Here is a 26,020-nt window from a genome sequence, read left to right as displayed (position 1 = left end):
CACCGGCCGGGCGCCGCGACGCCACCGCGCCTACCGCGCACCCAGCTCGTCGATCCACCGCGCCAGCCGCGCGCCCTCGGTGACCATCAGCTCCGGGTCGCGGAAGGTGTTGGTGAGCAGGGAGATTCCCTGATAGGCAGCAACGAACGCGATCGCGAGCTCGGCGGCATCGGCGCGCCCCAGCTCGGCGAACTGCGTGCGTGCCCAGTCCACGAGCAGGCCCATCACGCGCGCAGGCTCGCCGCGGAAGGCGTCCTCCCGCTTGTCGAGCTCGGCGGCCAACGAGCCGAACGGGCACCCGTATCGCGCCGCCATCTCCCGCTGGTCGACCCAGCTGCGCACCATCGCCTTCAATCGCTCGGCGGGCCCCGGCAGCTCGGCGAACTCGGTGACAGCTCCGGTCAGCACCTGCGCGTGCAGCTCGATGACCGCGGCGACGAACTGGTCCTTGGTCTTGAAGTAGTAGTAGACATTGCCGACCGGTACGTCGGCCTCGCGCGCGATATCGGCGATCGTCGTCTTCTCGATGCCCTGCTGGTAGAACACCCGCATCGCCGCCTGGACCAGCCGTTCCTGCTTCCCGATCTTGGGGCTGACCTGCGCGTCCGATTTAGTCATGCAACTAACTATAGACAGCTGATGCCCGATGGGATACGTTCTGTTCAGCAAGTAAGTCAGCTAACTAACTAAGGATTCACATGATCGTCGTCACCGGAGCGACCGGCAACATCGGCAGCACCCTGGTCGGACTACTCGCTGACGCGGGTGAGCAGGTCAGGGCCGTCTCCCGAGGTACTCGTCCCGTCGACCTGCCCGCAGGCGTCGAACACGCGGTCGCCGACCTGGGCGATCTCGACAGCCTCTCCCCCGCGCTACTCGGCGCCGACGCGCTGTTCCTGCTGATCACCGGGGAGCAGCTCATGACCGGCCCCGACCCGGCGCTGCTGCTGAAGACCGCCGCGGACGCCGGCGTGCGCCGAGTCGTCTTCGTGTCCTCGCAAGGCGCGGTGACCCGCCCCCGCTCCGACGGCTACGCCAGAACGATCGCCTTCGAACAGGCACTCGCCGAGTCCGGCCTGGAGTGGACGGCGCTGCGACCCGGCGCGTTCTTCTCCAACACCTTCGCGTGGATCGAGCCGATCCGCACCCGGCGTATCGTCCCGGCGCCCTTCGGCGATGTCGGCCTTCCCGCCGTAGACCCCGCCGATATCGCGGCCGTAGCCGCGGCCGCCCTCCGCGAAGACGGCCACCACGCCCGCGCCTACACCCTGACCGGTCCCGCCGTGGTCACCCCTCGCGACCAAGCGGCGGCACTCGCCGAAGCGATCGACATCCCGATCGCCTTCATCGAACTCACCTCCGACCAAGCCAAACAGAACATGCTCCGCTTCATGCCAGAGCCGGTCGCCGACCACACCCTGACCATCCTCGGCACGCCGACACCGGATGAGCTGCGGGTCAGCGACGATATCGAGAGGGTTCTCGGCCGACCGGCCACCGCCTACACGCAGTGGGCGCGGGGCCATCGAGCGATGTACGCCTGACCGAGGTGCCGGGCGCCCCGGTCAGCCGATGTCGACAGGGTCGATCTGGACGCGAAGGGGAGCATCGGAGCGGTGAGAGCTGCGAACCGCTTGGGCGGCGGTGAGTGCGCGGGCGAGGGGCGCGCCATCCGAGCGGGGCACGCGCAGGAGCATGCGCTCGACCTCAGCGGGAGAGTCGGCGCCGGAGAACGGTTTGCGGGCCGTGGGCGGCAGGGGGACGGGGCCGAGAACCTCGGTACCGTCGGGAAGGGTTGTGGCGTCGAGTAATTCGGCGATCGAGGCGGTGGTGCCGTCGACGGCGGCGAGGCGGACCGCGGGCGGGAAGCCGACCTCGGCGCGGGCTTCGAGTTCGGCGGCGGCGTGGTTGACGGGGTCCCACCGGACCAGCGCCTGGACGGTGGGCAGGGAGGGTTCGGCCATCACGATGACCTGCCCGCGAGGCCGCACCAGGGCCGCCGCGCCCATCCAGCGGCGCAAGGTGTCCTCGCTCGCGCGCAGGTCGGCGCGGCCGAGCAGCGCCCATCCGTCGAGCAGCAGGGCCACGCCGTAACCGCCCTGCACGAGCGGTTCGGCCCCGACGGTGGCGACGACCACCTGAGCGCCCGGTTCGACGGTGTCGAGCACCTCCCCGCCCCCCGAGGTGCGGATCGGTACCCCGGCGAAGGCGCGACCGAGTTCTTCGGCGGTCCGGGCCGCGCCGATCACCGTCGCCCGCAGAGCTCGCGCACCGCACGCCTGGCAGCGGAACGCGGCTTCGGTGATCCCGCACCACTTGCAATGGGGGCTCGCCGCTTCACCGTTGGCCGACTGCGGCAGCGCCAACGGACCGTTGCAGTGCCGACAGCGGGCAGGCGTGCGACATTTCGCGCAGGCCAGCGACGGAACGTACCCGCGCCGAGGCACCTGCACCAGCACCGCCACGTTCTCCTTGATCGCGGAGCGCGCGGCCGCGAACGCGACACCGGGCATCCGCACCGACCGCGCCAGCGCGTCGCGCTCCAGCGCGAAATCGCTGTCACCGGGCGCGCTGATCCGCGGCGTCACCTCGCGCAATACCTGACGTTCGGCGAGAAGATCACGTGCCCAACCGGATTCGACCACCGCTTGGATCTCGGCGGTCCGCGCGAAACCTGCGGCGACGAACGCCGCACCCGTCTCGTGCGCCCGCAGCATCGCCACTTCACGAGCATGCGGATACGGGGACCGCGGTTCGGCGTAGGTGTCGTCGCCGTCGTCCCAGATCGCGATCAGTCCGAGGTCCCGCGCTGGGGCGAACACCGCCGCCCGCGTCCCTACCACGATCCGCGCCTGCCCACGCAATACCGCCAGCCACCGCCGATACCGCGCCGCGGGACCCAGCCCCGCCGACAGCCCGACGGCCGAATCACCGACCAGCGCAACACATTCGGCGAGCAATCGATCGAGATCGCGCTGATCCGGCACCATCAACACGGCACTGCGCCCACTCGCCACGACCGTCGCCGCCAACTCCGCCAGCCGCGCCGCCCAGTCCTCCCCCGGCAATGCCTGCCATGCCGCCCTCGCACCCTTGCCGTGCGCCAGCGCGTCGACAAAGGCCAGGCCGTGCACATATCGGCCCCACGCCGAAGCATCGACCTCGACGCGCGATTGGGCTGCGGGCTTTTCGGGTGTCGAATCGAGCCGAACCTCCGCAGTCGGCGCATCCGGCTGATCCGCTCTAGCCCCGCCCGCTGCTGCGGCCGATTCGCCCGAGCCGTTCCCGCCGGCCTCGGCAAGGACGTCTGACGACGAATCTTCTTCGGCATCAACGACTTCCGTCACAGATGCCGCTTTCGAAGCGGTGTCGGCCTTCTTGGTGCCGCCGGTTTCGGTCCGAGCGTGGCGCGGTGGAATGGCCAGACGAAGGACGTCGGCGCGCGTCCCCGCATAGCGGGCGGCGACGGCGGTGGCCAGGCGCAGAATTTCCGGGGCGAGCACGCGTTCCGGCGAGACGACCCGTTCGAGCGGCATCATCTTGCCGTTGTGATCGCTGCGCGGGAGACGTTCCAGCAGGTATCCGTCGACGAGGCGACCGGCGAAACGGACGCGCACGCGCACGCCGGGTTGGGCGATCTCGTTTAGTTCGGCGGGGACGAGGTAATCGAAGTCGCGGTCGAGGTGGGCAGGCGAAAGCAGCGGGAGCACCCTCGCGATGGGGTGTCCCGCTGCCTTCGATGTTTCGTCCGCTGCCACGCGGTCCGTGGGTATTACAGGCCGACGGCCGCGCGCAGCTTGTCGGCGCGGTCCGTGTGCTCCCAGGGCAGGTCGACATCGGTGCGGCCGAAGTGGCCGTAGGCCGCGGTCGGCGCGTAGATCGGGCGCAGCAGGTCGAGATCGCGGATGATCGCGCCCGGACGCAGGTCGAAGACCTCGGAGATGGCGGTGGAGATGCGCGTCGGGTCGACCTTCTCGGTACCGAAGGTCTCGACGAACAGACCGACCGGGGCCGACTTGCCGATCGCGTACGCGACCTGCACCTCGACGCGATCCGCGAGGCCGGCGGCCACGACGTTCTTGGCGACCCAGCGCATGGCGTAGGCGGCCGAGCGGTCGACCTTCGACGGGTCCTTGCCGGAGAACGCGCCACCACCGTGGCGGGCCATGCCGCCGTAGGTGTCGACGATGATCTTGCGGCCGGTCAGGCCCGCGTCACCCATCGGACCACCGAGGACGAACTTGCCGGTGGGGTTGACCAGCAGTCGGATATCGGAGGTGTCGAGGCTGGGCAGGTTCAGATCGCCGATGACGGCGTCGACGACCTTCTCGCGGATATCGGGGGCGAGCAGGTTGTCGAGGTCGATATCGGCGGCGTGCTGGGTGGAGATGACGACCGTGTCGAGACGGACCGGGCGGTCACCGTCGTATTCGATGGTGACCTGGGTCTTGCCGTCGGGGCGCAGGTAGGGCAGCACACCCGACTTGCGGACCTCGGTGAGCTTGCGCGAGAGCCGGTGCGCGAGCGCGATCGGCAGCGGCATCAGCTCGGGCGTGTCGGTGGTCGCGTAGCCGAACATCAGGCCCTGGTCGCCGGCGCCCTGGCGCTCGATCGCGTCGTCGGAACCGCCGACGCGCGCCTCGTGCGAGGTGTCGACACCCTGGGCGATATCGGGAGACTGGGCACCGATCGCGATGTTGACACCGCAGGAGTTGCCGTCGAATCCCTTTGCGGAGGAGTCGTATCCGATCTCGAGGACCTTCTCGCGCACGATCCGCGGAATGTCGGCGTAGGCGGAGGTGGTGACCTCGCCCGCGACATGGACCTGCCCCGTGGTGACCATGGTTTCCACCGCGACGCGGCTGCCCGGGTCCTCCGCGAGCAATGCGTCGAGGATGGAATCGCTGATCGCGTCACAGATCTTGTCCGGATGACCTTCGGTCACGGACTCACTGGTGAATAGCCGACTACCTGTCGTACGCACAGTTCTTCCCTCTCCCTCAACGGGTTACTCGTTCGGCTTGTGACGGTAACTTCTCGGTGCTACCGCGCAACCCTTCTCATCAAGACTATTCCAAACCACCGACATGGTGGCGAGTAAGCGCCAAGCCACACCGCGAACACCTACTCGGACGGTAAACTGCACGACCCTCGTTGCCGCACAACCGTTTTCGCGCGAAATCTACGCGAATCCCCCGGTCAGGGCAGCAGCGGAATCAGCGCGTCGAGCACCCGGCTGGCCAGCAGCGCCTTCGAGCCGTGATCGAGGGCCTGCTCGGTGCCGTCGGCGCCGAGCAACCAGCCATCGTTGGTGTCGACCTCGAACGCCTTGCCCTCGCCGACCGCGTTGACCACGAGCAGATCGCAACCCTTGCGTGCCAGTTTCGAGCGCGCGTGGGTGAGCACGTCGCCGTTGTCGTCACCGGTCTCGGCGGCGAAACCGACGATCGCGGTACCGGCGAGCCGTCCCTCGGTGCGGGCGTCGACCAAGCCGGCGAGGATGTCCTCGTTCTTGGTCAGCGGGATCACGTCGGGTTCGTCGGCGCCCTTCTTGATCTTCGCAGCGGCCACGTGGGTCGGACGGAAATCGGCGACCGCGGCCGCCATGATCACCGCGTCGGCGCCGAGCGCGTGCTTGTCGACCGCGGTCTTGAGCTGGTCGGCGGTGGTGATGTGGACCAGCTCGACCGCGGCGGGCGGCGCGAGCTCGATCGTGTTGCCCGCGATCAGCGTCACCTGGGCGCCACGCTGGGCGGCGACCCTGGCCAGGGCATAGCCCTGCTTGCCGGAGCTGCGGTTGCCGAGGAAGCGCACCGGGTCGAGGGGTTCCCTCGTACCACCGGCGGTGATCACCACGCGGCGACCGGTCAGGTCACGCGGCAGCGCGTCGGCACGTTCGAGCAGCAGCGAGGCGAGACCGAAGATCTCCTCCGGCTCCGGCAGCCGTCCCGGACCCGTATCGGTGCCGGTGAGCCGGCCCGAGGCGGGTTCCATCACGTTGGCGCCGTGCGCGCGCAGAGTCGCGACATTGGCCACCGTCGCCGGATGCTCCCACATCTCGGTGTGCATCGCGGGCGCGAACAGCACCGGACATCGAGCCGTCAGCAAGGTGGCGGTGAGCAGATCGTCGGCGCGCCCCTGTGCGGCGCGCGCCATCAGATCTGCGGTGGCGGGGGCGATGACGACGAGATCGGCCTCCTGGCCGATCCGGACATGCGGCACCTCGGGCACGTCGGCGAACACCGTGGTGTGCACCGGCTGACCGGACAGCGCCTCGAAGGTCGCCTTACCGATGAACTGGAGAGCCGACTCGGTGGGAATGACCCGCACCTGGTGTCCGGTCTCGGTGAAACGGCGAACGAGGGCACACGCCTTGTAGGCGGCGATGCCCCCGCCGACCCCGACGACGATCCGCATGGTCTTTACGCCTCCGGAGTAGAGATTGTCACTCGCCCTCGGTGTGTTCGAGCAGGTCGGAGTGAATTTCGCGCATAGCGACCGACAGCGGCTTCTCCTGCAGACCCGGCTCGACGAGCGGGCCGACGTACTCGAGGATGCCGTCACCGAGCTGGTTGTAGTAATCGTTGATCTGGCGGGCGCGCTTGGCCGCGTAGATCACCAGGGCGTACTTGGAGGACGTGCGCTCGAGCAGCTCGTCGATCGGGGGGTTGGTGAGGCCGATCGGGGTGTCGTACGCGGGTACTGCGGTGATGTCCGTGCTCACTAGGGGTGGCTCCTGCGGGTTAGTGGGTCAAGAACTCGAATTTGTGCTAACGAACAACGATACCAACTGCTCGCAAGCGGTCGTTACCTCGCTGTTCACGATGACCGTGTCGAACTCGTCACAGGCCGCCAATTCGACCCGGGCCGTCTCGAGCCTTCGCTCGATCACCTCGGGCGTCTCGGTGCCGCGCGAACGCAACCGCGAGACCAGTTCTTCCCAGCTGGGCGGCGCGAGAAACACCAGAAGTGCCTCCGGCATCGCCTGCCGGACCGACCGTGCACCGGCCAGGTCGACTTCGATCAGTACTGAAAGTCCGCTCGCCAGCGCTTCTCGCACCGGGGCGGCGGGGGTGCCCGATCGCTGCAACCCCCCATGGATGTCTGCCCATTCGAGCAGCTCGTCCGCCGCGATCATGGCGTCGAACTCGACTCGGGAAACGAAGCGGTAATCGAGACCGTCGACCTCGCCGGGACGGGGGTCCCGAGTCGTGGCCGACACACTGAAAACCAGTTCGGGCAGGCGTTCCCGCACGCACCGCACGACCGTGGATTTACCCACGGCCGAGGGGCCGACCAGTACTACCAGTCGGCCCTTCCGCGTGTTTTTGTCCACCAGAATTTAGGCGTCGAAGTCGAAGCGGGTGAGCAGCGCGGCGCGCTGCCGGGCACCGAGACCACGGAGACGACGCGTAGGCGCGATCTCCAGCTCGGTCATGATCTCCGCCGCCTTGACCTTGCCTACCTTCGGCAGAGCCTCGAGCAGCGCAGAAACCTTCATCTTGCCGAGAATCTCATCGGACTCGGCGTCGGTGAGGACCTGCTTCAAGTTCGTTCCACCACTCTTCAGGCGCGACTTGAGCTCTGCCCGAGCGCGGCGAGCGGCAGCCGCCTTCTCCAGAGCAGCGGCGCGCTGCTCATCGGTCAGCTGGGGAAGGGCCACGGGTTCCTCCGTCTCATCGTTCATTGCCAGATCTACCGCCGGTTACCCGGACGGTCTGTGCGACCGTACCCACGGTGCGCGCCGATTGCGAACCCGACCCCCAGGTCAGGGCCGGATTACGGATGCCGTATGGCGCGCGCGGACCCGATGCGGTGACGGGTGATTCCTTGGTCACGATCGTACAGTCGAATTATTGAAATGTATCCTCACCTGCGGTTATACCGATATGGGCGATGATAGCCACCAGGTAGCGCGAGGGGCGCGTGCCACCCTGGCAAACCCGGTGGCGCGCGACCAGGGGGTTTCCTGAAAAAGCCCGCGTGTCGCTCGATTTCGTACAGCGTGTCGTCACGATCGGGCCCGAAACTGGTCGAGAACCGCACCCGAGGCGGTCGCCACAACGTCGTCGATCCAGTCCGGAATCGGGGCCGCGCGGGCGATGTAATCGCGGACGAGGCCGTACGGAATCGCCTTCACGGCAGCACCCGCGACGGCCAGCGAGCGGTCGTCGGCGGCGCCGAATTCGGTCACGACGGCGGTCAGCAGGGCGGCGTTCATCTCGTCGTTGACACCCGCGATCGCAGCCCGCAGATCGTCCGGGCCGACGTCGAGAAGTTCGTCGTGATGGAACATCTTCATTGCCCGCGCCTCGGTCGGGTGCGCGCGGCAATAGCGCGGCAGAAACCTGGCGGCGGACAGCAGCGGCGCGGGGCCGGTCAGCGCCGCGACGAAGCCCTCGTGGAACCGGCGGATCGACCGCAGCCACAGGCGGGCGAGCAGTTCGTCACGTGAGGCGAAACGCACATAGATCGACCCGGAGTGCACGCCGGCGGCGGCGCTGATCGCCGTGATGGCGGGACGGGTGACGGCGGGATCGGTGAGCAGGTCTCGGGCCGCGTCGAGCACCTGATCGTCGGTGAAAAGGCGGGGTCTTGCCACCGGATCAGCCTAGTGGCACAGTTTATGAATATGGATTCAAAAACTAGATTTCCGCTCGCCGGCGCGCTGCTCACCTTCATCGGCACCGTGCATACCGCCCTCGGCGTCGCACTGTTCGTCATCGCCGATCAAGACGTCGAGCTCACGTTCTGGTTCACCGAGTTCGGCGTGGTCAGCATCGGTTTCGGCATCGCGATGATCACGCTGGAGCGTGCGTTGGGCTACGTGCCCGGCGCGGTGCTGCTCGCGCTCGGCGCGGTCACGATGTTCGGGCTGGCGTTCATGCCGGTGTCGGGGTTCATGACGGTGCTGCTGCCCCTCGGCGTCGGCGTCTACGGCTGGTGGCGAGCCAGGAACGAGCGGGTCGCGGCCTGAGTGCTCACCCCTGCGCCGCACCCGCCCGCAGGTGCTGCAGGATGGCGAGCACGCAACTTGGTGAAGATCCACCGAGCTGTTCCATCAGCTGTACCGCCCAACCCGCGATGTCGGTCAGTTCGGTCGAATTCCCTGTCGTTTCCATCCTTTCGACGCTAGGTAGGCGGGGGTTCGCGATCAGTAGCGTCGACCAACCGGTCGGTGCGAAGCGACCTCAGGTCGAGGGTGGGGTTTTCCGCACCCCGGTTTCGGGGCGCAGACCATCGCTGCGGGCCGTACGCGGGCCTAGCGTCGAAAGATATGCGACAGAGACTGTTTCGGGCCGTCGTGGTCCTTGTGGGCACCGTGCCGACAGCCACACTGGTGACTGCCCGGGTCCTCGTGACGGCACGATGGCGAGTCGTCAGGGATACGGTCGAGGCCGCGGCGCGCTGGAACGACACCGATGTGCTGTGGCGCGTCTCCGACGGCGAGCAGCGGCGCGAAATGGCACCACGAAGGCAGCGCCGCCCGACAGGCGAGCGCGCCGGGACCGCACAGCAGGTTCCGGATCGGCAGTATCACCAAGACCTTCGTCGCCACCGTCGTGCTGCAACTCGTCGAGGAGGGCAGGGTCGCGCTGGACCGGATGCGTGAGACGGTTCCGATGGGCATGGGTTCCACTACAGCCTCGGCCTGCAGCGTTTCGAACCACCGTGTGGCGCCGACCGCGGTGAACTGCTCGGTTACGTCTCCTACGCGTTCCGATCGACCGACGGCCGCTCGCTGACGATGGTTCGCGGCTCAGCGGCTTCGTCGGACGCACCATCGCTGTTCGTCACGGTCACCGCCGCCTACTGTCTCGCGTGATCCGGCTGTGGCCGCCGACGACAACGAGGCCGGGGCAGCCTGTCGCTGCCCCGGCCCCGCCATGGCGTTCATCAGCGCTGCAGGAAGGCGAACTCCTCCTGCAACTGAGCCGTCTTGTCGCACAGCGCCGTCACCGACGGGCCCGCGTTGAGAACCTCGCGTGACACCGCCGGTACGGCGGCGGCGAAGTTCGCCTCGGTGACCAGGGCGCGGATGGAGTCCGCTCCCCCGCCCTGCGCGCCGACGCCGGGCATCAGGATCGGGCCGTTGAGGGCCGACAGGTCGGGCGCCTCGGTGAGCGTCGCCCCGACGACCACGCCGACGGAGCCGAAACCGGACCCGGCATTGCGGGCCGCGGCCTCGTCGACCATCGTCTGCGCGATGGTGCGCCCGTCCGCGGCGGTGATCCGTTGCAGCTGCGCCCCTTCCGGATTCGAGGTCGCCGAGAGCACGAACACCCCACGGTGATTGTCCTTCGCCAGGCTCAGGGCCGGGTCGAGGGAGCCGAAACCGAGATACGGCGACACCGTCACAGCGTCCGAACCCAGCGGTCCGTCGCCGAGCCAGGCATGGGCGTAGGCATCCATGGTGGAGCCGATGTCGCCACGCTTGGCATCGGCCAGCACCAACGTGCCCGAGGCCCGCAGCACCGAGATGGTGCGCTCGAGCACCGCGATGCCGCCGGACCCGTAGGTCTCGAAGAACGCGACCTGCGGCTTCACCAACGCGACGCGACCGTCGAAGGCCTCGACGCAGATCTCGGCGAAAGCCTCCAGCCCGTCGACGTCTTCGGTGAGCCCCCAAGCCCGCAGCAGGGCGGGATGGGGGTCGATGCCGACGCACACGGGCCCGAACTGCCGCATGGCCTGCTGCAACCGGTGACCGAATGTCATGTCAGCCACGCAGTTTCGAGTGCAGTTCCTGCAGCGAGCGCACCCCGATGCCACCGTTGATGCCCGCCTCGATGCCCTGCACCGCGGCGGCGGCGCCCTGCACGGTGGTGATGCACGGGATGTTCGCGCCCACCGCGGCGGTGCGGATCTCGTAGCCGTCCACGCGAGGGCCCGAGTTGCCGTAGGGGGTGTTGAACACGATGTCGATCTCGCCGTCGCGGATCTGCTCCACGATCGAGGCCTCCGGCATGCCGGTGGTCGGATCGGTGGATTCCGGATCGGAGTGCTTGCGTGCCTGTTCGCAGGGAATGCCGTTGCGGCGCAGGGTTTCCGCGGTGCCCTCGGTGGCGAGGATGCGGAAGCCCAGGTCGTGCAGGCGCTTGATCGGGAACACCATGGCGCGCTTGTCGCGGTTGGCGATCGAGACGAACACGGTGCCCTCGGTCGGCAGCGAGCCGTAGGCGGCAGCCTGGCTCTTGGCGAAGGCGGTGCCGAAGTCGGCGTCGATGCCCATGACCTCACCGGTGGACTTCATCTCCGGCGAGAGCAGCGAGTCGATGCCGGAGCCGTCGGCGCGACGGAACCGGTGGAAGGGCAGCACGGCTTCCTTCACCGCGACCGGCGCGTCCAGCGGCACGTGACCGCCGTCGCCCTCGGGCGGCAGCATGCCTTCCTTGCGCAGGTCGGCGATGGTGGCGCCGAGCATGATCCGCGCGCAGGCCTTGGCCAGCGGTACGGCGGTGGCCTTGGAGACGAACGGAACCGTCCGGCTCGCCCGGGGATTGGCTTCCAGGACGTAGAGCACGTCGTCCTTGAGGGCGTACTGCACATTGAGCAGGCCCTTGACGCCGATGCCCTTGGCCAGCGCGATGGTGGAGCGGCGCACGGCCTCGATGTCGCTGCGGCCCAAGGTGATCGGGGGCAGCGCGCAGGCGGAGTCACCGGAGTGGATACCGGCTTCCTCGATGTGTTCCATCACGCCGCCGAGGTAGACCTCGTCGCCGTCGCACAGCGCGTCGACGTCGATCTCGATGGCGTCTTCGAGGAAGCGGTCGACCAGTACCGGGTGATCCGGGCTGAGTTCGGTCGCGCGGGAGATGTAGCCCTCGAGCGAGGTCTCGTCGTAGACGATCTCCATGCCGCGCCCGCCCAGCACGTAGGACGGGCGGACCAGGACGGGGTAGCCGATCTCATTGGCGATCTTCTTCGCCTGCGCCACGTTCGTGGCGGTGCCGTACTTGGGCGCGGGCAGGCCCGCGGCGATGAGCACGTCACCGAATTCGCCCCGGTCCTCGGCCAGGTCGATCGCGGCCGCGGAGGTGCCGACCACCGGCACACCGGCGTCGGTGAGTCGCTGCGCCAGACCCAGCGGGGTCTGTCCGCCGAGCTGCACGATCACCCCGGCGACGGTGCCCGACTCGGCTTCGGAGTTGTACACCTCGAGGACGTCCTCGAAGGTGAGCGGCTCGAAGTAGAGGCGATCGGCGGTGTCGTAGTCGGTGGAGACGGTCTCGGGGTTGCAGTTGACCATCACGGTCTCGTACCCGGCGGCCGAGAGGGTCTGTGCAGCGTGCACACACGAGTAGTCGAACTCGATGCCCTGACCGATGCGGTTCGGGCCGGAGCCCAGGATGATGACCTTCTCGCGCTCACGCTGCGGCGCGACCTCGGACTCCGCACCGGGATCCAGCTCGTAGGTGCTGTAGTGGTACGGGGTCTTGGCCTCGAACTCCGCGGCGCAGGTGTCGACGGTCTTGTAGACCGGGCGCACCGCGAGCCGATGACGCAGCGAGCGCACACCCGACTCACCGGCCAGCTCGGGCCGCAGCGCGGCGAGCTGACGGTCGGACAGGCCGTAGTGCTTGGCGCGACGCAGCAGATCCTCGTCGAGGACGGGCGCGTCGAGGACTTCGGTCCGCAGCTCCACCAGGCCGAGCACCTCGGCGACGAACCACGGGTCCACACCGGAGGCCTTCGCGACCTCTGCGACGCTCGCGCCGTAGCGCAGTGCGCGTTCGACCTGGTAGATGCGACCTTCGGTGGGCACGCGCAGGTCGGCGAGGATGGCTTCGATCGCCTCGCGCACCGAGGCCGGATCGCTCGGATCCGCCGGGGCCCACTGGCCGTCGTCGGTGGTCCAGAAGCTGGCGGCCTTGGTCTCGAGCGAGCGCAGCACCTTGCCGAGGGCCTCGGAGAAGTTGCGGCCCATCGACATCGCCTCGCCCACCGACTTCATGGTGGTGGTCAGCGTGGCATCGGCGCCGGGGAACTTCTCGAACGCGAACCGCGGCGCCTTCACGACGACGTAGTCCAGCGTCGGCTCGAAGCTCGCCGGGGTCTCGCCGGTGATGTCGTTGACGATCTCGTCGAGGGTGTAGCCGATGGCCAGCTTGGCGGCGATCTTGGCGATCGGGAAGCCGGTGGCCTTCGACGCCAGCGCCGAGGAGCGCGAGACGCGGGGGTTCATCTCGATGACGATCAGGCGACCGTCGGCGGGATCCACCGCGAACTGGATGTTGCAGCCGCCGGTATCGACGCCGACCTCGCGCAGGATCGCGATCCCGAGATCGCGCATCTTCTGGTACTCGCGGTCGGTGAGGGTCATCGCGGGGGCGACGGTGACCGAGTCACCGGTGTGCACACCCATCGGGTCGACGTTCTCGATCGAGCAGACGATGACCACATTGTCGTTGCGGTCGCGCATGAGCTCGAGTTCGAACTCCTTCCAACCGAGGATGGACTCCTCGATCAGGACGTTCGCGGTCGGCGAGGCGGACAGGCCGCCACCGGCGATGCGGTCGAGGTCTTCCTCGTTGTAGGCCATGCCGGAGCCGAGCCCGCCCATGGTGAACGAGGGACGCACGACCACGGGGTAACCGAGGTCGGCGACGGTCTCGCGGACTTCGTCCATGGTGTAACAGACGGCGCTGCGGGCACTCTCGCCGCCGACCTTGGCGACGATGTCCTTGAACTTCTGCCGGTCCTCACCGCGCTGGATGGCGTCGAAGTCGGCGCCGATCAGCTCCACGTTGTACTTCTGCAGCACACCGTTCTCGTGCAGCGCGACCGCGGTGTTGAGCGCGGTCTGCCCACCGAGGGTGGCCAGGATGGCGTCGGGGCGTTCCTTCTCGATGACCTTCTCGACGAACTCCGGGGTGATCGGCTCGACGTAGGTGGCGTCGGCGAACTCCGGGTCGGTCATGATGGTCGCCGGGTTGGAGTTCACCAGCGAAACGCGCAGTCCCTCGGACCGCAGTACCCGGCACGCCTGGGTACCGGAGTAGTCGAATTCGCACGCCTGGCCGATCACGATCGGGCCAGAGCCGATCACCAGGATGTGCTTCAGATCCTCGCGGCGAGGCATCAGGCTCCTTCCATGAGACCGGCGAAACGGTCGAACAGGTATGCGGCGTCGTGCGGGCCTGCGGCGGCCTCGGGATGGTACTGCACCGAGAAGGCGCGGCCGTCGATCAGCCGGACCCCTTCGACGGTGCCGTCGTTGGCGCAGATGTGGGAGACCTCGGCCTTGCCGAACGGGGTGTCGAACACCTCGCCGCGCTCGCCTTCGAGGGCGAAGCCGTGGTTCTGGGCGGTGATGGACACGCGGCCCGTGCCCTCTTCGATCACCGGGATGTTGATGCCCCGGTGGCCGAACTTCATCTTGTAGGTCTTGCGACCCAGTGCCCGGCCCAGGATCTGGTTGCCGAAGCAGATGCCGAACAGCGGGATTCCGCGCTCGAGCACGCCCTGGGTGAGCGCGATGGCGCCGGTTTGGGTGGCCGGGTCGCCGGGACCGTTGGACAGGAACACGCCGTTGGGGTTCAGCGCGAGGATGTCGTCGAGGGAGGTGTTCGACGGCACCACGTGGGTGCGCACGCCGCGCTCGGCGAACATGCGCGGGGTGTTGGTCTTGATGCCGAGGTCGACCGCGACGACGGTGAACTTGTGCTCGCCCACCGGTTCGATCGTGTACATCGCGTCGGTGCTGACCTCTTCGGCGAGGTCGGCGCCCAGCATCGAGGCCTGGCCGTTGACCCGCGCGAGGAGTTCCTCGTCGTCGGCCAGCGCGACGCCGGAGAAGATGCCCGCCTTCATCGAACCGCGGCTGCGCAGGTGGCGGACCACCGCGCGGGTGTCGATGCCCGCGATGCCGACCACGTCCTGTCGGTCGAGCTCGTCGGTCAGCGTGCCGGTGGCGCGCCAGTTGGAGGAGACCCGCGAGGGGTCGCGCACGGCGTAGCCGGCGACCCAGATCTTGGCGGACTCGTCGTCCTCGTCGTTCCAGCCGGTGTTGCCGATCTGCGGGGCCGTGGCCACCACGATCTGGCGGGCGTAGCTGGGGTCGGTCAGGGTTTCCTGGTACCCGGTCATCGCCGTGCAGAACACGGCCTCACCGAGTGTCTGGCCCTGTGCGCCGAAGGCGGTACCGCGGAATACGCGGCCGTCCTCGAGCACCAAGGCTGCCTTTACTGTGCTCATTCATCGTCTCCCGTCGTCACCCTGGTCGCATCCGCAGTCCATGCCGGGTACACCGTCTTGTCGTCGCCCCGGAATCCGGTATCTATCTCGGTTCCGGTCGGCAGTGTCCAGCGAATTACCAGCACACCATTGTCCGTCATCACTTTGCCCGCGTGTCCGCGCTCGGTACGCACGGCTGTCACCGATTCCTGCGGAATCCAGATCACCGTGGCGCCGTCGCGTTCGAGCAGAATTCCGCGTTCGAACCGCGTCAGTTCGGCGGTCGCCCGGAATCCCAGGTCACCGACCGCGATCCGGTCCTGCCAGCTGGGCGCGATGGTGCTGCCCAGGTACATCCCGGTGGTCGGTTCCAGTAGTTGTGCACCCAGTTCGGCCGGCACCGTCGGCAGTTCGCCGATGCGTGCCTGCTGCCGTGTGGCCTTCTTCTGCCAGGCCCGGTACATCAACCACAGGCACAGAACGAAAAAAGCCAGCAGCCCGACAATCCACAGCGTTCTTTCCACTTCCTGGCCTCCCTAGATCCCGACCGCCTTGCCCTCGCGGGCAGTTACCCGGCCGCGCAGCACAGTGGCTGTGACCTCGGCCGGGAACGTCATGTCCTCGAACGGTGTGTTGTTCGAGATACTCGCCAGCTCGGCGCCGCGCACCGTCCACTCGACGTCGGGGTCGATCAGCGTGAGGTTCGCGGGTTCGCCGACCGCGATCGGACGGCCGTGGTCGTCGAGGCCGACGATCGCGGCGGGCTTCTCGCTCATCACCTTCGCGACGCCGCGCCAGTCGAGCAGACCGGGCTGGACCATCGTCTGCACGATGATCGACAGCGCCGTCTCCAGCCCGAGCATGCCGGGGCGGGCGGCCGCGAATTCGCAGCACTTGTCCTGCTCGGCGTGCGGGGCGTGGTCGGTGGCGACGCAGTCGATGATGCCGTCGGCCAGTGCCTGGCGCAGGGCTGCCACGTCGGTGGACTCGCGCAGTGGCGGGTTCACCTTGTTGACCGCGTCGTAGGTCTCCAGACGCGAGTCGTCGAGGAGCAGATGGTGCGGGGTGACCTCGGCGGTGATCGAGATGCCCTGGGACTTGGCCCATTTCACCAGTTCGACGGTGCCTGCGGTCGAAGCGTGGCAGATGTGCACGCGGGCGTTCGCGTCGCGGGCCAGCAGTGCGTCACGCGCGACGATCGACTCCTCGGCGGCGCGCGGCCAGCCGTGCAGCCCGAGGCGCGCGGCGTTGGGGCCTTCGTGCGCGATGGCGTTCTTGGTCAGGCGCGGTTCCTCGGCGTGCTGGGCGATGAGCACGCCCAGGGAGTTCGCGTATTCGAGGGCGCGGCGCATGATCAGCGGGTCGTCGACGCAGTGACCGTCGTCGGAGAACATCCTGACCTGGCCGATACCGGCGGCCATGGTGCCCATCTCGGCGAGCTGCTTACCCTGCAGGCCGACCGTCACGGCACCGACCGGGAACACGTCGACGAGGCCGACCTCCTGGCCGCGGCGCCACACGTGGTCGGTGATGACCACCGAGTCGGCGACCGGGCTGGTGTTGGCCATCGCGAACACCGCGGTGTAGCCGCCCAGCGCGGCGGCGGCGGAACCGGTTTCGATGGTTTCGGTGTCTTCGCGGCCGGGTTCGCGCAGGTGCGTGTGCAGGTCGACGAAGCCGGGCAGCAGGATCTGGCCGTTGCCCTCGATCACCTCGGCGTCGTCGGACGCCGTGAGGCCCGTGCCGATGTCGGCGATGATGGTGTCGCGCACCAGGACGTCGACGGGGTCGCCTTCGCCGTAGGGCTTGACGTTCTTGATCAGCAGCTCACTCATACCGTTTCCTCCTGGCCGACGAGCAGCCGGAACAACACGGCCATCCGCATATGCACTCCGTTCGAGACCTGCTGCAGCACAGCCGATTTCGGCGAATCCGCGACCGCAGAGGCGATTTCCATGCCGCGCAGCATCGGGCCGGGGTGCAGGACAACGGCGTCGTCGCCGAGCAGCGCGAGCCTGCGCTCGGACAGTCCGTAGTTGATCGAATATTCGCGGGCCGACGGGAAGAACCCGCCGTTCATCCGCTCCGCCTGCACGCGCAACATCATCACCGCGTCGGCACCGGGCAGTTCCGCGTCGAGCGAGCTCGAGACCCGGGCGGGCCAGGCCTCCACGCCGACGGGCAGCAGGGTGCGCGGCGCGACCAGCACCACTTCGGCGCCGAGCGTGTTGAGCAGGGAGACATTGGAGCGGGCGACCCGGCTGTGCAGGATGTCGCCGACCAGCACGATCCGCTTGCCCTCGATGTCACCGAGGCGCTGCCGCAGGGTGAGCGCGTCGAGCAGGGCCTGGGTGGGGTGCTGGTGGGTGCCGTCGCCGGCGTTGATGATCGACGGGGCGACGCGGTTCTCCTCGCGCGCCCACTGCTCCATCCAGCGCGCGATCTGGTGCGCGGCGCCCGAAGCGGGGTGGCGCACGATCAGCGCGTCGGCGCCTGCCGCGTGCAGGGTGAGCGCGGTGTCGCGCAGCGATTCACCTTTGGAGACAGAGGAACTCGACGCGCTGACGTTGATCACGTCGGCGCTCATCCACTTGCCCGCGACCTCGAAGGACACCCGGGTGCGCGTGGAGTTCTCGTAGAACACCGTCATCACGGTGCGGCCGCGCAGGGTCGGCAGCTTCTTCACCTCGCGGCCGAGCAGGGCCTGTTCGAAACGCTCGGCTTCGTCGAGGAGTTCGGTGGCGGTGCCGCGATCGAGATCGGCAACCGTCAGCAAGTGCTTCACGCCTCCACCTCGCTGGCGCTCGGCTCCGGCGTGAACCACTGGGTGGTTGTGTTCATGGTTCGGTCGCTACGCTCCCTCACTGCTCTTGACCTTCCTGATGCAGATACACGCCGTCACGGCCGTCGTGCTCGACCATCAGCACCGAGATGTCCTCGGCGCGGGAGGTCGGCACGTTCTTGCCCACGTAGTCGGCACGGATCGGCAGCTCGCGGTGGCCGCGGTCGATGAGGACCGCCAGCTGCACGGCGCGGGGGCGGCCGAGGTCGCGCAGCCCGTCGAGGGCGGAGCGGACCGTCCGACCCGAGAACAGCACGTCGTCGACGAGGACGACCAGGGAATTCTCGATGCCGCCGTCGGGTACCGAGGTGCGTTCGAGCGGACGGTGCGGGCGAGAGCGCAGGTCGTCGCGGTAGAGCGTGATGTCGAGGGAGCCGAGTGCGGGGCGCACACCGGAGAATTCCTCGATCTTGTCCGCCAGCCGGTTCGCCAAAGTAGTGCCGCGGGTGGGGATTCCCATGAGAACCACCCGCGGTGCGTCGGCCTCGCCGGAATCCAGGGCGGTCTTCTCGATGATCTGGTGCGCGATACGCGCTACGGTCCTGGTCACGTCCGATGGCGACAACAGCTCGCGACCGGCTGCCACCCACTCCGGGGTGTGCCGCTGCGATGTTTCGCTCATCTGTCCACCTTGCTGGCGCTCGGCGGACAGATGCGCGATGCGCGCTGCGTTGTTGGTTCGCTCGCACGCTCGCTCACGCCGGTTCTGGCCGCCCGTTCGGGCACAGCCATGCCGACCTCCTTCCCCGCCTCACCGGACGGTCCGTTAAAGGATGCCTAACTTGCCCGTCAGCCTATCAGCGCCGCGAGATGCCTTTGACCAGGTAGGCCCACCTGTGAGCGCGACCACGAACCGCTGACTGACCACCGCTGCCGTGGCGGTGATCACAGGCGCGCCGAAAGTGCAGCGAGCGCGCATATTTCACCGCCACGGAGCGAGTCGACGACCACCCGGCGCGAACCGGTCCGTGATCGCCTTCACGTCGTCGGAACGACCTCGATAACTGCGGCCGCCCCCACGCGACATGATTTACCTTCGGTCACACTCGCTCGGCGAGCACGACGCCGACCTCCGGGTCGTTCACCGCCACGTCTCGACCGAGGGGAACGATCATGTCGTCCCAGGCACGGAACCGGGTGCGCCAGCCGTATTCGACGAGCCACTGTTCCCCGGGACGCCCGGTATCCGGAGGTATCTGCGCGTCGGTGTCGCCTGCGACGAGTCGACGCAGTTCGGCGTAAGGCGGGGCGTCGGGATCGACCGCGAACCGGCTGAGCCCGAATCGGCTCCCGGACGCGGACAGGGCCGTCAGCGTTGCCACCGCGCGGAGGTGATCCTCGGGAGGGAGGTACGGGAGCGCGCCCTCGTCGATCCAGTACGTCGGCTGGTCAGGTCGAAACCCCTGCTCCCGCAACGGGTCAGCCCAGTCTGTTCGTAGGTCGATCGGCAGGACGTGCCGGTGCGCCGTCGGTGTGGCGTCCGCGGCGCGCAGCACCGGTTCTTTGAAGGCGAACAGCTCCGGCAGATCGAGTTCGTAGACGGTGGCGTCGGCTGGCAGACCCATCCGGTAGGCCCGGGTATCCAATCCGGCGCCGAGCAGGACGATCTGGCGACATCCGGCGGCGACCGCCTCGGCCACCCGGTCGTCGACCAACCGAACGCCGACGGATCGGCCCGCGAAGAACTGTTGCGCCAACGCCTCGACTCGCTCCCACCGCGCCGCGCCGCCCTCGATGCGGGCGAAGTCGCGGCGCGCGGCATCGACGAACGCCGAGGCGAGTGGGTCGTTGTAGAGCCGATCCGGCCTGCGCGACTCCTGCTCACGGATCAGCGCGACCCCGATCGCTGTCAGTGCCACCCCGGAGGTCGGCGCGTTCACCTGTGTCATCGTGATCCTCCTCGAAACTAACTTGCCGACCGGCTAGTGATCTCGGTCGTGATCCGACGGTAGGCTCGCCCTAGCCGGTCGTCAAGCAAAGGAAAGCCCCGTGGACGGACGTCGTAGCGACACCAAGGAACGCATTCGCACGGTGGCGATGGAACTGTTCTCCGAGCGCGGCTACGAGAAAACGTCGCTGCGCGAGATCGCCGAGCGACTCGGTGTCACCAAAGCCGCGCTGTACTACCACTTCCGGACCAAGGAAGACATCGTTGTGAGCCTGTCCGACGATCTGCGTCGCGGCATCGACGACATCGTCACCTGGGCCGAGCAGACCCCGCCGGGGCACGAGCGCGCCGAGCAGATCCTGCGCCGCTACAGCGCGCTCCTGCACAGTCTCGGCCGGGACATGGTGCGGTTCTGGCACGAGAACCAGCCCGCGTTCCGTGACCTGGGTTTCGGTGCGGGACTGCGCTACCAATTCCGCGTCCTCGCCGATCTCATGACCGGCCCCGACGCCACCCCGCTCGATGTCTATCACGCCCGGCAAGCGCTGCTCGCGATCAGCTGGAGCCTGTCGATGATGGGCGACCTCGAGCTGACCGACGACCAGATGCACACCGCCGCAACGGATATAGCGATCGATATCCTCGCTCGGATCACCTAGCCGAGCGCCGGAAATGCGTTGCCACGGCGTCGTGGAGTCCGCCATCATCGGTCATGACCATCGGCAGCAGCGCCCATTCCAGGTCGACACCCCCGGAGCGCATCGATCTGGGGGATCTCCTGCTGCGCCGTTGGCGTCGCAGTGACCTGACTCGCCAGTTCGCCGCGTTGAGCGCCTCACACACCCACCTGCACCCGTGGATGTCGTGGGCCGAGCAGCCGCCGACGCTCGCCGGACAACGCCGATCCCTGCAGACCTCGTCGGCGCACTGGCCGACGCCCGACGGCGGCTACCTGTACGGAATCTTTACCGCGCGGGGCGAGGTGGCGGGCGGCATCGGACTCCACGACAGGATCGACCCCGGCGCCCTGGAGATCGGTTACTGGTGCCATGTCGCCCACACCGGCCGGGGAATCATCACCCGCGCCGCCCATGCTCTGACCGCCGCCACGCTCGCTCTCCCCCACACCGTTCGGGTCGAAATCCATTGCGACGCGGCCAATGTCCGTAGCGCGGCAGTCCCGCGGCGGCTCGGATACGACCTGGTCAGCACCGCCCCGCGGCCGCGGACGGCGCCCGCCGACTCCGGCATCGGAATGGTCTGGGCGACAACGGCGCGGGCCGGAGTCACGGCGGATGGGAGCCGAGAAGGTCGCTTGTCGCCCGATGACCCACCGACTAGACTGTGACGCGCACCACATCGCGACGGCTGCTCGGTACCGCCGCCCAGAGCAACCGTGATTCGATCGGAGCGCCGGGTCACGGTGTTCGACCGCGACCCGCCGCCCGTCGGGCCGGGCCTGAAGTCACTCCAACCTCGCTCGACCGTGCAAGGAGATGACCGCCATGACGGTTGCCGTCGAACTCGAATTCACCGGCTCGACTCTCGAACAGTACGACCAAGCCCTCGCGAAGATGGGCTTCAAGCACGGCGGCTCCGGCGGTCCAGGACTCCTGTTCCATCTGGCCAGGAAGACCGACACCGGATTCCACGTCACCGACGTCTGGGAATCCGCCGAGCAATTCCAGAGCTTCGCCGAATCCACCCTCGGCCCCGTTGGCATGGAAGTGGGCATGCCCAACCAGCCCACCATCGAAGTCCACGAAATCTACAACTACCTCGCCCAGGGCAACTGACTCACGACCCCGCCGATCTTTCGCCGAACCACCTCGACAACTTCGAACACAACAACGCCAGCCCCTCGGCGTCCACCCGTTCGCCGCCGGTCCACGAGTCCACGTCGTGCCAAGCGAATTCTTCGGGCATCGATCGGGGACGCACGAACAGGTGTTGGTGAACGTGCGCGACGGACCGACCGGCGATCATCGAGAACACATGTCCCGGTGCGAATTCCGCGTCGAGAGCTCGCGCGCCCCACCACACCGCGCGTGCCAGCGCCTGCGCCTCCTCCCAAGTCAGCTGCGCGATATTTCCGACATGGCGCCGGGGCTCGACGAACAGATAGCCCGGCACAACCCCCGCCCCAGCACCGAGGACACGGTGGGTGACCACTACGAACTCGTCGGCGTACACGACCGGACCCACCAGCGAACCGTGCCCTCGATGCTTGGCGCAGATCAGGCATTCGGTATCCGTGGGCATGCCTACATTCATTCGCTCCGACACCGGAATGTCGAGCGTTCGGCGCGAGACGATTTGCCGGATCGTGCGTTTCCGGGCGGTCGCATCGGGGCGCGGGATGATCAGGGCGTGTGGGCGCGGAGGGCTCGGGCGAACCAGGTGAAGATCGGGGCCAGGTCGGGTTGTTCGGGCCAGGCGTTCACGGTGGCGAGTAGGCGCCAATAGCGTTGTACGCGTGGGTCGTCGGCTACTTCGAGGCGTTCCAGAATCCACACGCGGAGGGCGTTGTCGTCGGGGCGGTTGAAGGTCGTGGAGTAGCGGGTGGTCAGGGCGTCGACGATGGGGGTCGCGGCGGGAGGTTCCGGGGTGATGCCTGTGGCGATGGCGTCGGCGACGAGGGTGCGGACGGCTTCGGTGAGGTCGTGGTGCAGGCCGGTGGTGTCGCCTGCGGCGCGTTCACGGGCCTGGTAGTCGGCCATGCGGCGGACGGCGTCACGGAAGTCGTTGTCCTGTACCAGTTCTGCCAGTTCCATCCAGGCTGTCAACTGGTCGGGGGTCGGGTCGTCGGGCAGGTCGGGCACGCTCGCGCGGACCAGTTCCACCATGGCGGGGTTGGCGGCGTAGCGGCCGAAGGTGTCGTCGACGAAATCCTCGATGAGGCGATGCCTTTCGGCAGCGGACAGGGCCGCGAGTCGGTGCATGAGTTCCATCTCTCGTTGATCGGATTTCTGGGCGGCCACCGCACGCAACACGGCCCGGCGCACACGCAGGGCCCTGATCTCGACGTCGAGCGCGTCCGCGTGCGTGGCAGCGACCGCTGCCATCGAGGTTTCGCGATCGACTACCTCGCGCACGGTGGTCAGGTCCATGCCGAGCGCGCGCAAGGTGCGGACGAGCTCCAGCTGGGCGATCGCGGCGGTGCCGTAGAGGCGGTGGCCGGCCAGGCTGAGCATGGTCGGCGCCACGATGCCACGGTCGGCGTAGAAGCGGATGGCCTTGACCGTGAGCGCGGTGCGCGCGGCCGCCTCCCCGATCGTGCAGAGTGTGTCGTCGTCCATGGATCTCAGCGTGCCGCCTCCCCTCAGGGGAGATGCAACTCCTGTGCCGCCACGCCCGAATGCCGGCTAGTTCATCCTCGAACCTGATCGGGGCGACCGGTCACAGTGGCGCTGGCGGTTCCGGCACGGTCCGACGGGTGGGCAGCGCGCTGATCGTCAAGGCCAGCATGACCAGGGCGATGCCCGCGAGCTCGAACACCGTGGGCCGTTGCGCGAGGGCGATCGCGCCGACGACGGTCGCGGTCGCCGGGAGCAACGCAAGCAGCAAGGCGAAACGCGCACGGCCCACCGCGGTCAGCACCACCTGGTCCAGCGCGTAGGGCACCGCGCTCGACAGCACGCCGACACCGAGACCGAGCAGCCAGGTCTGCGGATCGGCGAACACCGCGGCATCTATCGCCAGCTGCGGGATCAGCACGAACGGGGCCAGCAGCACAGCCGCGGCCGCCATGCCGACAGCAAGGGAATCCTGGCCGTCACCGGTGTCGGCGACGCGCTTGCCGACCAGGATGTAGGCCGCCCACAGGACGGCCGAGGCGAGCGCGAAACCCACACCGACCGGCTCGACATCGAGTTGCACACCGGCCAGCAGCACCACCCCGATCGTCACCAGCGCCACGGCGAGCAGGTCGCGCGCCCGTCGCGAACCCAGTGTGGCGACGGCGACCGGACCGAGAAATTCGATGGCAACGGCGGTGCCGAGCGGAATACGCGCGATGGCCTCGTAGAACACGATGTTCATCGACACGGTGACGATTCCGAAGCCCGCCGCCGTCGCGACGCCCCGCCGCGTCCAGCGGGTCCGCCACGGACGCCGCCATGCCAGCAACGCCACTCCCGCCGCGGCAGCGCGCAACCAGGCGACCGTCGCCGGTTCGGTGGTATCGAAGAGGAATACGCCGAGTGCCGCGCCAACATATTGCGAGGTCGCCGCGACGATGAACACCATCGGCACCGACCAGCCGGGCAACGCGCGCATCGCCGACCGCTCGGTGGTCGAGATCGAATTCATCCCAGGAGTAATCCACAGACGGACACTGATTTCAACGCGAACCCGCCCAGGATCGAATGATCTTGGGCCGGGCCTCTATTCACAGTGATATTGCGTCACGTGGCGGTCAGGTGCGCGGAACCCGCTGCCGGAAAGTCAGCGCCGGAAGCCGAAGACTTTCCGGTGTTCGCGCGATTCCTAGACGCCGAACCACATGGTCAGCGCCGCACGAAGATCAGCTGCGGCGGTGTCCGATGGTTCGTCGAGCTTCCCTGCCCAGGCGATATGACCGTCGGGGCGGATCAGCAGAGCGTCGGCCGGGCGATCGAGGGTCTTGCCCGAGTGAATCTCGACGCGCGGCACCCACTCCCCGACGACCTCGCGCAGGTCCGCGCGGTCGGCCAGGTCGAGGAAGACCGGTCGCGCGGCGTGCATGAGTTCGGCGACACCGGTGGTGCCCTGATCGGTGTGCAGGATCAGATCGGGTGCGAAAGTGCCGGTGAGAGAATGGGTTCCGCTGATCTCGTAGCGCAGATCGGTACCCGCGACGAGGGCTCCCATGCGACGCAACGCGGGTTCGTCGGAGAGGAGTTCCTGGAATACCGCCCGCAGCGCCTCGGCGGCGGGGTCCTGGCCCTGGCGAAGTGCGGCCTGGGCGCGAGTCTGCAGTAGTGCGCGGCCACCGGCGAAGTGGCGTTCGGAGTGGTAGGTGTCGAGCAGGTCTGCCGGTGCCCAACCTCGGACATCGGCGGCCAACTTCCAAGCCAGGTTCACCGAATCGGTCATCCCGAGGTTCATCGCGGCACCGGTGGCGGGCAGCAGATGGGCCGCATCACCGGCCAGGAAAACCCTGCCCACCCGGTAGTTTTCGGCCTGCCGGTCCTGGAATTGGTAGCGCGACAAGCGAGTCGGTGCGCCCAGCGGAACCTCCGCGCCCAGCACACGTCGCACGCTGTCGCCGAGTTCGGGCATGGTCAGTGGTTCATCGCTGTCGTATTCGGCTTCGTCGTTCTCGGTGGTCTGGAAGAACATCATCCGGTCCTCGACGCTGACCCGTCCGAGCGCGAACACCCCGTTGTCGGTGTGGGTGAATCCCGGATCGATCCGGCCGAAACCGGGCACCTCGATCCCGCCGTCGTCGAGCACGGTCACCGACTCGTGCACCGCGACCACCGCCAACCGGTTGACCTCCGGATAGGTGCTGCCGGGGAAGCCGATTCCCGCCAATTCACGGATCCGGCTGCGGCCACCATCGCAGCCGACCAGGTAGCGGGCCCGCACCCGGTAGAGCCCGTCCGGACTGTTCACCTCCGCGATCACCGCGTCGTCGGCCTGGGTCACCGCGACCACCTCGTGTCCGCGCCGGATCTCGGCGCCGAGGTCGACGGCGTCCTCGGCCAGCAGTTCCTCGACCCGTGCCTGCGGAATCGCCATGGCGTGCATCGGCGTTTCGTCGAGCCCGGTGAAGTCCAGGTACACCCCGCCGAAGGGGAAGATCGGCTTCGGACTCGGGTCACCGCTGACCGCGATCATCCGATCGAGCATCCCCCGATACCGCAGCACATCCAGAATCCGCCCACCGAGACCACTGGCCTTCTGCGCGGTGCCCGGCTGTTCCCGACGCTCGAGCACCAACGGCGGCACCCCCGCCCGACCCAGTTCCCCCGCGAGCATCATTCCGGCAGGTCCAGCGCCGACAACGATCACGTCGGTGGTCATCTCTTGCATCTTTGTCACTCCCGAATGTGGCTGGTCCCTGCGTTGCCCAGCGATTCTGCAGCACCACCGGGGCCTTGCCGCAAGCCCCCGGGTGAGCTATAAGT

Annotated in this window: 27 protein-coding genes; 6 read left to right on the top strand and 21 right to left on the bottom strand. The window is 68.0% G+C overall.

Annotated elements, in window-relative coordinates; translation table 11 throughout:
• Positions 1-30: 30 nt before the first annotated feature.
• Complete coding sequence (locus IBJ82_RS04260) at positions 31-618, bottom strand: TetR/AcrR family transcriptional regulator (protein WP_194824587.1); 588 nt, start codon at positions 616-618, stop codon at positions 31-33.
• 80 nt (positions 619-698) lie between these two features.
• Between IBJ82_RS04260 and IBJ82_RS04255 the strand changes: the two genes are divergently transcribed.
• Positions 699-1,544 (top strand): SDR family oxidoreductase, encoded by an 846-nt coding sequence (locus IBJ82_RS04255; protein WP_194824586.1) that lies wholly within the window; start codon positions 699-701, stop codon positions 1,542-1,544.
• Positions 1,545-1,565: 21 nt separating this feature from the next.
• Here the strand turns inward: IBJ82_RS04255 and IBJ82_RS04250 are convergent, their stop codons facing one another.
• From IBJ82_RS04250 to IBJ82_RS04220, 7 genes are all read right to left on the bottom strand, one after another.
• Positions 1,566-3,758, bottom strand: coding sequence for a primosomal protein N' (locus IBJ82_RS04250; protein ID WP_370585140.1), 2,193 nt, complete (start codon positions 3,756-3,758; stop codon positions 1,566-1,568).
• Between the two features lie 14 nt (positions 3,759-3,772).
• On the bottom strand, positions 3,773-4,984 hold the full coding sequence (metK, locus tag IBJ82_RS04245) for a methionine adenosyltransferase (RefSeq protein ID WP_082844160.1): 1,212 nt from the start codon (positions 4,982-4,984) through the stop codon (positions 3,773-3,775).
• Positions 4,985-5,199: 215 nt separating this feature from the next.
• On the bottom strand, positions 5,200-6,417 hold the full coding sequence (coaBC, locus tag IBJ82_RS04240) for a bifunctional phosphopantothenoylcysteine decarboxylase/phosphopantothenate--cysteine ligase CoaBC (protein WP_194824585.1): 1,218 nt from the start codon (positions 6,415-6,417) through the stop codon (positions 5,200-5,202).
• A 28-nt stretch (positions 6,418-6,445) separates the two neighbouring features.
• Positions 6,446-6,724 carry a DNA-directed RNA polymerase subunit omega gene (gene rpoZ, locus IBJ82_RS04235; protein ID WP_056810542.1) on the bottom strand — a complete coding sequence of 93 codons (279 nt, stop codon included), beginning with the start codon at positions 6,722-6,724 and terminating at the stop codon, positions 6,446-6,448.
• 27 nt (positions 6,725-6,751) lie between these two features.
• A complete protein-coding gene (gene gmk / locus IBJ82_RS04230; RefSeq protein WP_056810544.1) occupies positions 6,752-7,336 on the bottom strand; it encodes a guanylate kinase in 585 nt (194 codons plus the stop codon).
• A 6-nt stretch (positions 7,337-7,342) separates the two neighbouring features.
• Complete coding sequence (gene mihF / locus IBJ82_RS04225; protein ID WP_194825168.1) at positions 7,343-7,663, bottom strand: integration host factor, actinobacterial type; 321 nt, start codon at positions 7,661-7,663, stop codon at positions 7,343-7,345.
• Between the two features lie 348 nt (positions 7,664-8,011).
• Entirely contained in the window at positions 8,012-8,602 is a 591-nt protein-coding gene (locus tag IBJ82_RS04220; protein ID WP_194824584.1) for a TetR/AcrR family transcriptional regulator, read from the bottom strand.
• A 30-nt stretch (positions 8,603-8,632) separates the two neighbouring features.
• Between IBJ82_RS04220 and IBJ82_RS04215 the strand changes: the two genes are divergently transcribed.
• Positions 8,633-8,977 (top strand): DUF6463 family protein, encoded by a 345-nt coding sequence (locus IBJ82_RS04215; protein WP_228536427.1) that lies wholly within the window; start codon positions 8,633-8,635, stop codon positions 8,975-8,977.
• A gap of 4 nt (positions 8,978-8,981) precedes the next feature.
• Here the strand turns inward: IBJ82_RS04215 and IBJ82_RS04210 are convergent, their stop codons facing one another.
• Positions 8,982-9,122 carry a hypothetical protein gene (locus tag IBJ82_RS04210; protein WP_194824582.1) on the bottom strand — a complete coding sequence of 47 codons (141 nt, stop codon included), beginning with the start codon at positions 9,120-9,122 and terminating at the stop codon, positions 8,982-8,984.
• Positions 9,123-9,422: 300 nt separating this feature from the next.
• On the opposite strand from IBJ82_RS04210, the gene IBJ82_RS35275 reads away from it, so the two are divergent.
• Complete coding sequence (locus IBJ82_RS35275; RefSeq protein ID WP_370585139.1) at positions 9,423-9,746, top strand: serine hydrolase; 324 nt, start codon at positions 9,423-9,425, stop codon at positions 9,744-9,746.
• A gap of 151 nt (positions 9,747-9,897) precedes the next feature.
• On the opposite strand, the gene pyrF is transcribed toward IBJ82_RS35275, so the two are convergent.
• From pyrF to IBJ82_RS04165, 8 genes are all read right to left on the bottom strand, one after another.
• Positions 9,898-10,719: an orotidine-5'-phosphate decarboxylase gene (gene pyrF / locus IBJ82_RS04200; RefSeq protein ID WP_056810566.1), complete on the bottom strand. Its 822-nt coding sequence runs from the start codon at positions 10,717-10,719 to the stop codon at positions 9,898-9,900.
• Position 10,720: 1 nt separating this feature from the next.
• Positions 10,721-14,083: a carbamoyl-phosphate synthase large subunit gene (gene carB, locus IBJ82_RS04195; RefSeq protein WP_194824581.1), complete on the bottom strand. Its 3,363-nt coding sequence runs from the start codon at positions 14,081-14,083 to the stop codon at positions 10,721-10,723.
• The gene (carA, locus tag IBJ82_RS04190) at positions 14,083-15,198 is read right to left on the bottom strand and encodes a glutamine-hydrolyzing carbamoyl-phosphate synthase small subunit (protein ID WP_194824580.1); all 1,116 of its coding nucleotides are present in this window, start codon (positions 15,196-15,198) and stop codon (positions 14,083-14,085) included. The genes carB and carA overlap by 1 nt, the downstream gene beginning before the upstream one ends.
• A complete protein-coding gene (locus IBJ82_RS04185; protein ID WP_194824579.1) occupies positions 15,195-15,701 on the bottom strand; it encodes a transporter in 507 nt (168 codons plus the stop codon). Before IBJ82_RS04185 ends, carA begins: the two co-directional genes overlap by 4 nt.
• Positions 15,702-15,713: 12 nt before the next feature.
• The gene (locus IBJ82_RS04180; RefSeq protein ID WP_194824578.1) at positions 15,714-17,012 is read right to left on the bottom strand and encodes a dihydroorotase; all 1,299 of its coding nucleotides are present in this window, start codon (positions 17,010-17,012) and stop codon (positions 15,714-15,716) included.
• The gene (locus IBJ82_RS04175) at positions 17,009-17,962 is read right to left on the bottom strand and encodes an aspartate carbamoyltransferase catalytic subunit (protein WP_194824577.1); all 954 of its coding nucleotides are present in this window, start codon (positions 17,960-17,962) and stop codon (positions 17,009-17,011) included. Before IBJ82_RS04175 ends, IBJ82_RS04180 begins: the two co-directional genes overlap by 4 nt.
• Positions 17,963-18,038: 76 nt before the next feature.
• Positions 18,039-18,641: a bifunctional pyr operon transcriptional regulator/uracil phosphoribosyltransferase PyrR gene (gene pyrR, locus IBJ82_RS04170; RefSeq protein ID WP_228536426.1), complete on the bottom strand. Its 603-nt coding sequence runs from the start codon at positions 18,639-18,641 to the stop codon at positions 18,039-18,041.
• A gap of 418 nt (positions 18,642-19,059) precedes the next feature.
• Positions 19,060-19,908, bottom strand: a complete 849-nt coding sequence (locus IBJ82_RS04165; RefSeq protein WP_194824576.1) for an SAM-dependent methyltransferase — start codon at positions 19,906-19,908, stop codon at positions 19,060-19,062.
• Between the two features lie 100 nt (positions 19,909-20,008).
• Between IBJ82_RS04165 and IBJ82_RS04160 the strand changes: the two genes are divergently transcribed.
• From IBJ82_RS04160 to IBJ82_RS04150, 3 genes are all read left to right on the top strand, one after another.
• The gene (locus tag IBJ82_RS04160) at positions 20,009-20,566 is read left to right on the top strand and encodes a TetR/AcrR family transcriptional regulator (RefSeq protein WP_370585138.1); all 558 of its coding nucleotides are present in this window, start codon (positions 20,009-20,011) and stop codon (positions 20,564-20,566) included.
• A 53-nt stretch (positions 20,567-20,619) separates the two neighbouring features.
• The gene (locus tag IBJ82_RS04155; protein ID WP_194824575.1) at positions 20,620-21,255 is read left to right on the top strand and encodes a GNAT family N-acetyltransferase; all 636 of its coding nucleotides are present in this window, start codon (positions 20,620-20,622) and stop codon (positions 21,253-21,255) included.
• Between the two features lie 157 nt (positions 21,256-21,412).
• Positions 21,413-21,703 (top strand): hypothetical protein, encoded by a 291-nt coding sequence (locus IBJ82_RS04150; protein WP_194824574.1) that lies wholly within the window; start codon positions 21,413-21,415, stop codon positions 21,701-21,703.
• Between the two features lies 1 nt (position 21,704).
• Here the strand turns inward: IBJ82_RS04150 and IBJ82_RS04145 are convergent, their stop codons facing one another.
• The 4 genes from IBJ82_RS04145 to IBJ82_RS04130 form a co-directional block, all read right to left on the bottom strand.
• Entirely contained in the window at positions 21,705-22,169 is a 465-nt protein-coding gene (locus IBJ82_RS04145) for an HIT family protein (protein WP_228536425.1), read from the bottom strand.
• Between the two features lie 101 nt (positions 22,170-22,270).
• Positions 22,271-23,206: a MerR family transcriptional regulator gene (locus IBJ82_RS04140; protein ID WP_194824573.1), complete on the bottom strand. Its 936-nt coding sequence runs from the start codon at positions 23,204-23,206 to the stop codon at positions 22,271-22,273.
• A gap of 100 nt (positions 23,207-23,306) precedes the next feature.
• Positions 23,307-24,218 carry a DMT family transporter gene (locus tag IBJ82_RS04135; protein WP_194824572.1) on the bottom strand — a complete coding sequence of 304 codons (912 nt, stop codon included), beginning with the start codon at positions 24,216-24,218 and terminating at the stop codon, positions 23,307-23,309.
• 177 nt (positions 24,219-24,395) lie between these two features.
• Entirely contained in the window at positions 24,396-25,916 is a 1,521-nt protein-coding gene (locus tag IBJ82_RS04130; protein ID WP_194824571.1) for an FAD-dependent monooxygenase, read from the bottom strand.
• Positions 25,917-26,020 lie beyond the last annotated feature (104 nt).

It is taken from the genome of Nocardia sp. XZ_19_231, from assembly GCF_015355705.1.
Lineage (GTDB): Bacteria > Actinomycetota > Actinomycetes > Mycobacteriales > Mycobacteriaceae > Nocardia > Nocardia salmonicida.
The sequence above is the reverse complement of the archived record's forward strand: the minus strand, read 5'-3'. Positions and strand labels throughout refer to the sequence as shown.